At 61.3% G+C, this 10,750-nt stretch carries 6 protein-coding genes; 1 reads left to right on the top strand and 5 read right to left on the bottom strand.

The genetic code is table 11. The annotated features are described in order from the left end of the window. Positions 1 to 629 precede the first annotated feature (629 nt). From R6U20_RS03770 to R6U20_RS03760, 3 genes are all read right to left on the bottom strand, one after another. Positions 630 to 1,166 (bottom strand): DinB family protein, encoded by a 537-nt coding sequence (locus R6U20_RS03770; protein ID WP_410336536.1) that lies wholly within the window; start codon positions 1,164 to 1,166, stop codon positions 630 to 632. A 228-nt stretch (positions 1,167 to 1,394) separates the two neighbouring features. Continuing rightward, positions 1,395 to 2,264, bottom strand: a complete 870-nt coding sequence (locus R6U20_RS03765; protein WP_410336535.1) for an SWIM zinc finger family protein — start codon at positions 2,262 to 2,264, stop codon at positions 1,395 to 1,397. A gap of 65 nt (positions 2,265 to 2,329) precedes the next feature. Next, complete coding sequence (locus R6U20_RS03760; RefSeq protein ID WP_410336534.1) at positions 2,330 to 5,464, bottom strand: DEAD/DEAH box helicase; 3,135 nt, start codon at positions 5,462 to 5,464, stop codon at positions 2,330 to 2,332. Between the two features lie 347 nt (positions 5,465 to 5,811). On the opposite strand from R6U20_RS03760, the gene R6U20_RS03755 reads away from it, so the two are divergent. Beyond that, a complete protein-coding gene (locus R6U20_RS03755) occupies positions 5,812 to 6,450 on the top strand; it encodes a CatA-like O-acetyltransferase (RefSeq protein ID WP_410336533.1) in 639 nt (212 codons plus the stop codon). A 60-nt stretch (positions 6,451 to 6,510) separates the two neighbouring features. Here R6U20_RS03755 and R6U20_RS03750 read toward each other — a convergent pair whose 3' ends face one another. Further along, positions 6,511 to 6,966 carry a hypothetical protein gene (locus R6U20_RS03750; protein WP_410336532.1) on the bottom strand — a complete coding sequence of 152 codons (456 nt, stop codon included), beginning with the start codon at positions 6,964 to 6,966 and terminating at the stop codon, positions 6,511 to 6,513. Between the two features lie 475 nt (positions 6,967 to 7,441). Further along, positions 7,442 to 10,750: chromosome segregation protein SMC (gene smc / locus R6U20_RS03745; RefSeq protein ID WP_410336531.1), on the bottom strand; the 3,309-nt coding region annotated here is incomplete at its 5' end.

Here is a 10,750-nt window from a genome sequence, read left to right as displayed (position 1 = left end):
TCGCTGCGCTCCTCAGAATGACAAAAACCTGGGTGTGTGAAGGAGCATGTGAGTTTTGTCATGTACCATGGATGAAAAGATCCCGTTGAGGTAATAGATCAGGATGTTGCTGTCAAAAACACGCACAGATAGGCTGAAGAACGTTATGAGCGATCTGAATTATACCAGGGACGCTTCCACTCCCGACGCATTTCTGCCATCTCTTCGTCACCAATAGTCCGTGCAGGTTGAGAGTTCGGTGATCGCGGTCAGACGGCCATGCGCCCGGTGCGGATCACCGATTGAATCCGGGGATCTGTTTGGTCATACTCGGCCCGTTTTCAAATGGATCCTACTGCGGGAAGGAAACACAAAAAGCGCTGAAGCCAATTCCCAACCGAAAAAATTGACAAATCAGACCCATTTCCGATCTCTTCTCGGGATCGATTATCCCATCGTATAGCCCCCTCGTTCTCGACCCGCCGTCCGATACGCGAATCGGCCAGCACCCTTTAACCATGTCAAGCGGCATCGGAGCGCGACGCATCGCGATACCAGGCGCTTAACGGACGAAATGTGCATCTGGTCGTTGCGAAGCCCCAGATGATCTGGAAAAACGTCTGTAGTTGTCAACGGGCTGTAGCACGAACTCATTCCGGTGCAGACCAATCTGTTTCCTTGAGATTGGACGGGGGCCAGATGCCAAGTAGACGGCGCACCGTAACGACCTGTCCGAGGTGATAGGCGTTGTGGTCTGCAATGCTCCCGATTTCTTCGGCGTACCGGGTGCTGTGGTAGCCTACCCCGCTGGCGTGCGGAATTGTGCCTGCAATGTCGATAGAGGGATCGTTCACGAGCGTTTTTGCATCCTCCAGATCCGCTTGAAACCGGTCGAGGCTGTTGGTCCAGGCCGCGTCACTGGGCGGTCCGAGCGTGTTGGGCCAGTAGTCGTCTGGCCACGTCGAAAAAGTATAGTCGGGATCGGTGCAGTACCGGAGGTAGTCGGCCTGTGACCGTCGCATGTGCTCCAGGATCTGCCAGAGCGAATACGCCTCGGGTAATCCATCAGGCAATACGCCTCGGGCGGAGGCGGGAATCGCCCGGAGGATCTCCGTGTGCGACCGGCGGGCCACAGTAGCATCGAGTTGTGTGGTGAGGAGGGCACGGAGGGCATCAGATCCAGTCATAGACATTGGCGCGACGCGAGGCGTGAGAGTCAGGCAAGGCGTGATGCGCCAACAGGAGAGAAAGCGAAGTTGTTTAAGTCAGGCGGAGGGCCCGTAAATTGGAGCCAAGGCGCTGGCGAACCGAGCAAAGTCCGCATCGGTCGTGAATGATCGCCGTTGATCGCAGCTCGGCATCCTGCTGTATGCCCTCCTTATGCTCGTTCATCCGCTTGCTCTTTGCGTGGTGCATCAGGGCGACTCCGCCAACGCCTCTTCCGTCTCGAACACCTTGATGCCCGCATCCGAGGCGGCCTCGTACACCGGTTCGAGTGTGTTGAGGAGATCCACATCGGATCGCCAGAACGGAAACTTACCCAGCTGTTTTGGGAGAGCCGCGTGGGTGGATGTCGTTTCGACGGATCCGTACGTGTTGCCTGGCAAGTCGGGGGCGTCCCAGAATCCGTCGGTCTGCAGCGGTACGGAGTCAAGGGCCGAATCGTTGGCAGATGCGGCGTCGGAATCGGTGGGAGCATCGTTGCCGCCAATGCGATCCATGAGCGCACCCTGTCGCATCCCTCGCAGACGGAAGAGCAGGAACGGATCGCGATCAAACTCTTCGGCAAGCAGGAGATAGACCGCCGCAATGTGCTTGCAGGGATTCGACCAATCTGGGCAGGAGCAGTTTGTTTTTAGGTCGGCCTCGCGCTCGGGGAATAGTGTGAGTCCGGCGCGCTCGACGATGGCTTCCACACCAGACGGCATTTCGCCAGCCAGCAGTGCTGCGGCAAAGTACGGCTGGCGCCGAAACGCCTCAACGATCTCGTCCCACTCGGTCTCGTCGTAGGGTTGCAGTTGGATGGTAACCTCATACGGGTCGGAGCGCGATCCCTGCACCTCTGAGGTCACCTGTCCCGCCTCCACCTCAATAGAGAGCACCTGGCCTTTTCGCGCGTAGCGTTTCGCCCGTTGCAGGCGGTTGGTGATACCAAAGCCCTTCAGGATTTCTTCCCAGCGCTCGCCCCACCAGGTCGTGCCAAACGCGCCCCGCTTCGACTTGGCTTTGATCCCGCCCTTCACGGTGCGCGGCTGGGTCTGTTCGTAGTGCCGATACCAACTCATAGAATTCGTCTATCTGTGACGGTGTATCTCTGCGAATAGCGATTGTGATGTGTGATAAGCGCGAATCACATGGCATCCTCACGCAGCCGGAAGAGGTCTTTCAGTTCGTCGGTTGAGAGCTCCGTGACCCAGCCTTCGCCCGCGTCAACAACCTGATCGGCGAGGTTCTTTTTGCGCTCAATCATCTCGGCTATCCGTTCCTCCAGCGTGCCCGCACAGACGAATTTGTGCACCTGCACGCGTCGTGTCTGTCCAATGCGGAAGGCGCGGTCGGTGGCCTGGTTCTCCACGGCGGGGTTCCACCAGCGGTCGTAGTGAAAGACGTGGTTGGCCCGCGTGAGGTTGAGCCCGGTGCCGCCTGCTTTGAGCGAGAGCAGGAAGAACGGCGGCGCGTCGTCGGCCTCTTGAAAGCGTTCCACCATCTGGTCGCGCTTCTCCTGCTTGACTCCGCCGTGCAGAAAGAGCGCCTCGCGCCCGAAGGTTTCCTGCAGGTGACGCTTCAGCATGGTGCCCATTTCGGTGAACTGCGTAAAGATGAGCGCCCGTTCGTTGGCCGCAAGCACTTCCTCCAGCATCTCCTCCAGCCGCGACAGCTTGCCCGACCGACCCGCAATCTGCGAATCGTCGTGCAGGTACTGGGCCGGGTGGTTGCAGATCTGCTTCAGTTGCATGAGCGTCGAGAGCACGAGGCCCCGCCGCTCCATGTCCAGCTCCGACTGCTCGCCTTCCAGCGCTGCCGTCGTTTCCTTCACTACGGCCCGATAGAGCGACGCCTGCTCCTCGGTGAGCGCGGTGTAGACGGTCATCTCTTGCTTTTCTGGCAGGTCGTCGATCACCGTCGGGTCGGTCTTTTCGCGACGCAAGATGAACGGACCGGTGATGCGCTTCAGGCGGTGCATGGCCTCTTCGTCGCGCTCGTTCTGAATGGGCCGGAAGAACTTCTTTTTGAAGGCGGCCTGGCTTCCCAGCAGCCCCGGATTCATAATCTCCATGATCGACCACAGGTCGCCAACATTGTTCTCCACCGGCGTGCCCGTCATGGCGATGCGATGCTGAGCCGTGAGCGACCGGGCCGCCTGCGTGCGTTGCGCACTCGGATTCTTGACGTACTGCGCCTCATCGAGCACAACGGTGTCCCACGAAATGGCCCGAAACAGCTCCACATCGCGACGCAGAAGCGCGTAGTTGGTGACCACCAGCGTGCGATTGGCCATCTGCTCGGTGAAGGCTCCTTCGTCCGAGGCGCGGTCGCCTCCGTGGTGGACGAGCACGGACAGGTCGGGCGTAAACCGGTTGGCTTCCTTCTTCCAGTTGGTGACCACCGAGGTGGGACACACGATAAGGCTTGGCGGTGGAGATGTGTTTGCGGAGTTGCTTTCGGGAGCGCTGCGTTCGGGGGAATCGTTGTAGGTGCGTTGCAAGAGAGCGAGGGCTTGCACGGTTTTACCGAGGCCCATGTCGTCGGCAAGGCATGCGCCCAGCCCCCACCGCTTCAGGAAGGCAAGCCAGGCGTATCCACGTTTCTGGTAAGGACGCAGCGTACCTTCAAAGCCATCAGGCTCGGAAAGCGGCTCGATGGTGTCGCCCCGGTTGAGCCGGTCCAGCAGATCGCCCAGTTGCCCGCTTGTCGAGATGTCTTCGACAGGCAGCCCAGCGGGACCTTCCTCGGCGCCGAGAGCCATCTGCATCACGTCGCGCACCGTAAAGCGGTCGGCGTCCTTCCGGTCGAGACGGTCGACCATCTCGCGGATGGCATCGAGATCCACCTCGACCCACTCGCCTCGCAGGTTGACCAGGGGCGTTTTCATTTCGGCCAGTTCGTCAAGCTCCTCGCGCGAGAGCACATGATCGCCGAGGGCCACCTCCCAGTCGAACTGAACGATGGTCTTGAGGGAGAGCCCGGCCTTCGCTTTCATGTCCGGAGCGGCTGCGTTAGCCTTTGTGGAAAGGCGCTCCTTCGTCCGTCCTCGCTTCCACCACGCGGGCAGTTGCACCCCGAAGCCGGCCTGCCGCAGCAGCGGGGCGTACTCACGCAGAAAGGCATGTGCCTGCGCTGTGTCCAGCTCCAGCCTTGCCGGGTTGGGTTGCTTGAGGCTCTCCTCGATGGCGGGCCACACGCCCATGGCCTGCCCCAGAGCCGCAAGCAGATACGACTCGGGCTGGAAGCTGGCACGGTCAAAGGCGCGCCGCGTCGATGCATCAGGATCCCAGGCGGTTGCTACGTCAATCTGGAGGCTGGGATCGGCTGTGGATTGCAGCAGGTAGCGAACGTGCCAGGAGCCAGCATCTTGCGTTATGTCGTCTGCTCCTGATCCGGTGGGCTCTTCGAGGCGAAACGTGAGGCGGAAGGGGGCACCGGCTGTGACCTCAATCCGTCGCCGCCACGCCCGTAACTGGCCGGCCAGGTGCGTCAGTTCGTTCGTATTGCCCTGTATTTTTCCGTCGGATGTACGCAGGGCGTGAAGCCACTGGTCGTGCAGGCTGTCGAAGGACGCCGGGGCACGATGGGATGCAGCCGCCTGTCCGTTCTGTCCCATGCGGACGATGCAATCGACGAGGTCGCCGAGCACGTTTGTAAGTATGGTTCGGGGAGGCGTTGCGGGGGCGGTCGTGTCCGATGTAGAGAGCGCTCGGCAGGCGGAGGGCATTGCATTGGCAAGAGCCGCTACCCGTTCAGTCTCCTCGCCCCGCACCACAGGCTCCCAGCAGGCGCGGTAGATGCCGTCCCGTTCTTGCATGCCGGGCAGGAACTGCTCACGGGCTACCAGCGCTCCTGCAAAGCGGACGACGTGAGCCCAGTAGGCCAGGTCGTTTCCAAGCAGTTGGCCGGGCGCAAACATGCGACGCTCAGGATTGCCCGCACAAAGGTCGATGACCGCCGCCCGGTCGAGCGGAAGCGTCGGCACGCGCCATGGGGCAAAGGAGACCGCATCTGCATGGCGGGGGGAGCCGTCGCCCTCCTCCAGTACCGGCGATGATGGCACAGCGGCACCGCGTACGGTGGGCAGCCACGCAATGATCGTCTCTGGCGCTTCGTTGACCGACAGCCCCTGCTCGTCGAGCAGATTCATTAGCACATCGGGCTGGCAGGCGCAGGACAGGTGGTTGGGCTCCGCATCACCAATCTGATATGTCTCTTCCGATGTTTCGCCCCACAGATGTAGCTGGTCGCTCCACCAACCGAGATGAAAAAGACGCATGCGAGTCGTTAAATGTGTGGTAGAGGTAAACGAGGAGGTTCAGTCTTCGAACGGCGTTCACGATCAAAAGAACGCCCCTTCTCCGTTCCTGGTCTCCGGTAGAGGAGGCAGCGAACGGGATGAGAGCGCATGCATTACGCATTCGCATCGTTCATTGGGAGCACAGTACCGTGAACAATTCCACAGTTTCACAGGGCGGGTTCGGCCTTGCGTGATTCATTGATAGAAAGGCGGCTCCTGGCATCCATTCGAAGGAAAGATGCATCGTGCAATATGTTCAGAAATGTCCCGGATCGATTCGATCTGCTTCCATCACCACAGATCATTCTCATTTCGCCACATACCCCATGAAACAGCAACTGGATCTGGACGCATGGCCGCGCAAGGACCATTTTGAGTTCTTCCAGTCGTTCGATGAGCCGTTTTTTGGCGTCTGCGTGGATGTGGATTGTTCACACGCTTACGCACATTGCAAAGAGGAAGAGCAGTCGTTCTTTCTGTTCTACCTGCATAAGGCTCTGGCGGCAGCGAATCGGGTGGAGCCGTTTCGGCTCCGCATCGAAGGAGACGATGTCTACCTGCATGACCGGGTTCATGTCTCGTTCACCGTGGACCGCCCTGACGGGACGTTCGGATTTGCTTACACCGAGTATCACGAACGCTGGCCTACGTTTGCTGCGGCGGGCCAGGCCGAAATGGAGCGCGTGCGGGCGGGTACAGATCTTACGCCGACATCATCGGGCGAGAACGTGATTCTCGTTACGTCGCTTCCGTGGCTCGACTTTAGCGCGTTCTCGCACGCCCGTCACTTTGGGTTCGAAGACAGCGCGCCAAAGATGGCCTTCGGGAAGATGACCGAAGCCCCTGACGGCACGCGATCCATGCCTGTCTCCATTCACGTGCATCATGCTCTGGTGGATGGGCGCCACGTCGGCGAATTTGTGGATGCGTTTCAGCAGTTGATGGACAACACGCAGCCGGATTGATCCGGTTGTTTGGGTTCAGAATCCGTGTTCTGACGGATGTGGAGGAAGGAAAGGAAGAGCTTAACCATTTAAATTGTCGAGGTCGGCCAGGTCCTGGTGACGCCCTACGGTCTCTTTATTTGTCTTAAGCTCCTCCAACCCTATCACATGGACGGGCACATCGTCTACTTTGATCGTGACAAAAGATTGGTAGCTTTCGTTGAATGTAACACCTGGAAGCTCCGTCAGCAGATCGATCCGATTGGGAGGGTCGCCAAGTTGAATGATCGTATCCGGTTGCAAGAAGTCATCGACAGTAAGACCTAACGACCCAAATCCAAATGCTGCTAAGGCATCCAGCAGACGACCGGCATTTTCTATGGTTGCATCAACCCAGATGTCAAGGTCTTTGGTGTACCGAGGATGTCCGTGGAACGCAACAGCATATCCAGCGACAATCAAGTAGCGGACGTCATGGGCGTTTAACAATTCGACAAACGCGACGAAGTCGGGGTGGAGTGTCTTGGGGCCAGCCATGATATTCGCGGCGGATTTCTTCAACGGCTTGCCAGCGTGCCTCGGGCGGCTGTGCGCGCCAGTAGGCGGCATCAGACGAAGATTCGCGCAGTGAGACGGTGCGGACGGTTCGAGCCATGCGGGATTCGGGAGCGGAGGCCATGATAGGGGGCGTTCTGAGTTAGCGGCCTATGGCGATTACCTACCTACTAAACGGCTCACCGCGGGCGAGGCTCCAAGACGTATTCGTTGCGTTCAACATATGGGAGTGCACTATGCGACTTGAAAGATTCTCGTGACTGAACAAGTCCTGTCTCCTATCTGCAGGTCATCCTGACGCCCTTGGGCGGAAGGATCTTAGCGCCAGCCTCGCGGCTTGGAATCCCCCCCTCACGATTCAGCACCACATCACGCAAGCCCCAAGCAGGTGCTCTGTCCGTGTGACCTGAGATGCTTCACTGCGTTCAGCATGACAATAGCGGGTGGATCAGTGCCATCAGCCCGCCAACTCCACCGCTTCGTCGAACTCCACGCCGACCAGTTCCGACACGCCGTTCTCCTGCATCGTAACGCCGTACATGCGGTCGGCCAGGGCCATGGTGCGCTGGTTGTGGGTCACGAGAATGAACTGCGTATCCTGCTCAAACCGCCGAATCAGCCCCATGAAGCGCTCTACGTTGGTGTCGTCGAGCGGGGCGTCGACCTCGTCTAAGATGCAGAACGGGCTGGGCTTCACCAGGTAGATAGCGAAGAGTAGTGCAATAGCGGTGAGCGTTTTCTCGCCGCTGGAGAGCTGTTCGAGCGTACTGGGCCGCTTGCCGGGGGGCTGTGCGTGGATCTCAATGGGCGCGTCGAGCGGGTCGTCGGCATCGGCCAGCACCAGGTCGGCGTTGGCAGCATCGCCGAACAGGTCAGTGAACAGCTTCTGAAAGCTCTCCCGGATGGAGGTGTAGGTCTCTTCAAAACGCTCAGAGGCCTTGGTGTTGATCTCGCTGATGGTTTCGAGCAGCGTGTCTTCGGCCTTCTCCAGATCCTCTTGCTGTTCCATGAGGAAGTCGAGGCGGTCTTTCGTCTCGGCATACTCCTCAACGGCGAGCGGATTTACGTTGCCAAGCTGATTGCGCTTCCCACGCAAGGAGCGCACACGATCCTGGGCTGCATCTACATCGAAGTCATCAGGCAATTCAACCGGATCGTCGTCCAGGTCGCGATCGAAGTCCTCGGCAATGGCCGACTGCAGTTCTTCGAGCCGCGTGTCGATTTCCGCACGTCGCACCGCCGCCTTGTTCTCCTTCTGCACGGCGGATTCGCGGTCTTGGCGCAGTGTGCGTAGCGTTTGCTCGACCTCGCTGACCTGCTCGCGCGTTTCCTGTACGGCAGATTCAGCCGCATCGACGGCCTCCTGGTAGTCTTGACGTTCGTTGCGGGCGTGCTCCAGTTTGTGCTGGGTTTCTTGCCGGGCGGTTTGGGCTTCGCTAATGGCCGTAGACAGGTCGTCGGCGCGCGTGCTGCGTTCCTCCATGCGCTCAGCGATTTCGTCGCGCTGCTCCTGCAGGCGCTCCAGTTCGCGCTCCAGCGACTGCACGCGGTTGCGGGCCTCCACCGCGGCGAGTTGCGCCTCGTTGTGGGCCTCGGCGGCTTCGCGCTCGGCCTCAGCCGCACGCCCCAGCTCCGATTCCGCGTCTTGGCGGGTGCGGCGGAGCTCCTGCAGCGTGTCGTCGGCCTCTTGCACCGCCGTGCGCACTGTGTCGATTTCGGTGCGGAGTTCGCTTAGCTCTTCCGCGCGCTCGGCCATACGATCGGCCAGCTCGTCGCGGCGGGCCTCGGCATCGTCTTGCTCCTGCGTGGCCTGTTCTACCCGCGATTCGGCCCGGTCGTAGGCGCGCTGGGCCTCGTTGACTGCGGTGCGCGCATCATCGAGATCGGCCTCGGCCTGCTCGAAGTCGGCGCGGGCGCCGTTGCGTTCGGCCTTGAGGGTTTCGCACTGGTCGTGAGCCGCCTCCCATTCGGCCTCCGCCTCGGCCAGTTGCTCGCGGCGCCCCACCCGCGAGGCTACTGGCGAGGCATGCTCCTGGCGACTGCCCCCGCGCATCCGCCCATGTGCGCTGGCCCACTCGCCGGTCGGCGCATAGACCGTGGCGGGGTCGGACGCATCGGCGGCGGCCTCTTGGGCCGATTCGAGGTCTTCTGCCACGAAACAATTGTGCAGCAGCACATCGGCCAGGGCAGCGTATCTGTCATCGGTAACGCGCACCTGATCGCGCAAAACATGCGTGCTGGCGGGTGCTTTGGGGGCAGCGGGCGGCGTGGGGAGGCGGTCGAGCACGACGAACGTAGCCTGCCCTGCCTCGTCCTGGCGCAGCGCCTGGATGGCGTTGCGGGCCTCCGCATCCGTCTGAACCACAATGCATTCGGCCCATGCGCCAAGCGCCGCATCCAACGCCACGCGCCACTCATCGTGGCAGCCGAGCACGTCGGCCACGGTCAGGAGGTTGGGCAGCGGGCCTTCGGTGGCCAGGTGCTGCACGGCGTCGGAGAACTCGTCGTAGCTGGAGACGAGCCCTTGCAGCAGGTCGACTTCGGCGGCGGCGGCGTCGCGGCGGCGCTGGGCCTCCTGGTAGGCCGATTCGACGGATTCGAGCGCCTCGCGGGCGGCGTCGTAGCGCGTGCGGGCACTGGCGAGTTCTTCTTCGGCATCGCCCAGCCGGGCCTCGGCGGTGTTCATGGCGGCGCGGGCCTCGCGCGTCTGGGTCGCACGGTCGGACGCGGTGTCGGCGAGCTGCTCCTTCTGCTCGGCGGCGTGCTCCTGCGCCTCTTCGAGCAGGTCAAGGCGGTTCGTAAGGCGGTCGAGCGTGCGGCGGCGCTCGGATTGCTCTTTTTCGTGGGCGTTGAGCGCCTGGCGGGCGTCGTCGACATCACTGCGGAGCGATTCGGCCCGCGCTTCAGCCGCCTCACGGCGTTCGGCCGCTTCGTCCAGCGCCTGTTCGGCGTCCTTGCGGGCCGGGCGGGCCTCTTGCAGCTGCTCCTGGGCCTCCTGAATCCGCTTGCGCACCTCTTGGTGGCGCGTGGTGTCGCGCTCCTGAGCGGACTGCGCTTCGCTGCGGTCTGTTTGGGCGCGCGACAGGCGTTCGTTTTGGAGGCGCAGCTCCGCCTCCCACTCGCTAATCTGGGCGCGATGGTCTTGCAGCGCCTCGCGGCGGGCATCGCGTTCCTCCTCTTGCGCATTCAGGGTGCGACGCAGCGCTTCGTGGCGGTCTTCGGCGGCATCGTGCTTTTCTTCGACGGTATCGGCGCGCATCTGCGCAGCCTCTTGCTCGGCGGCCACCGAGGCGCGCTGTGCCTGCAGGCGGTCGTGCTCCTTCTGCGCCAGTTGCAGCTCCAGTGCGTGCAGTTCCTCTGTGAGCTCCTCGTGCTCAGCCGCCTTTTCGGCCTGGCGCTTCAAGCGTTTCACCTGCGAGCCAATCTCGCCCGTCAGGTCGCGGATGCGCTCCAGGTCGTCTTGCGTGTTGTCGAGCTTGCGCAGCGCCTGGCGGCGGCGCATCTTGTAGCGTGTGATACCCGCCGCCTCCTCAAACATGCGGCGGCGGTCCGCATTGCTTCCCGACACGATTTCGTCGATCATCTTCAGCTCAATCACCGAATAGGCATCCGCGCCCATGCCCGTGTCCATAAACAGATTGGTGATGTCCTTCAGGCGGCAGGTGGTGTCGTTCATCAGGTACTCGGACGTGCCGTCGCGGAAGAGCCGCCGCCCAATTGACACCTCGGAGTATTCGGTGGGCAAGATGTTGCGGTTGTTCTCGAT

The organism is Longimonas sp. (assembly GCF_046498435.1).
Taxonomy (GTDB): Bacteria; Bacteroidota; Rhodothermia; order Rhodothermales; family Salinibacteraceae; genus Longimonas.
Note: the sequence above shows the minus strand (reverse complement) of the source record. Positions and strands in the feature narration are given on the sequence as shown.

Coding starts and splice junctions, on each gene's coding strand:
- R6U20_RS03770 (WP_410336536.1), bottom strand. CDS start 1,166: ATGACTGGATCTGATGCCCTCCGTGCCCTCCTCACCACACAACTCGAT.
- R6U20_RS03765 (WP_410336535.1), bottom strand. CDS start 2,264: ATGAGTTGGTATCGGCACTACGAACAGACCCAGCCGCGCACCGTGAAG.
- R6U20_RS03760 (WP_410336534.1), bottom strand. CDS start 5,464: ATGCGTCTTTTTCATCTCGGTTGGTGGAGCGACCAGCTACATCTGTGG.
- R6U20_RS03755 (WP_410336533.1), top strand. CDS start 5,812: ATGAAACAGCAACTGGATCTGGACGCATGGCCGCGCAAGGACCATTTT.
- R6U20_RS03750 (WP_410336532.1), bottom strand. CDS start 6,966: ATGGCTGGCCCCAAGACACTCCACCCCGACTTCGTCGCGTTTGTCGAA.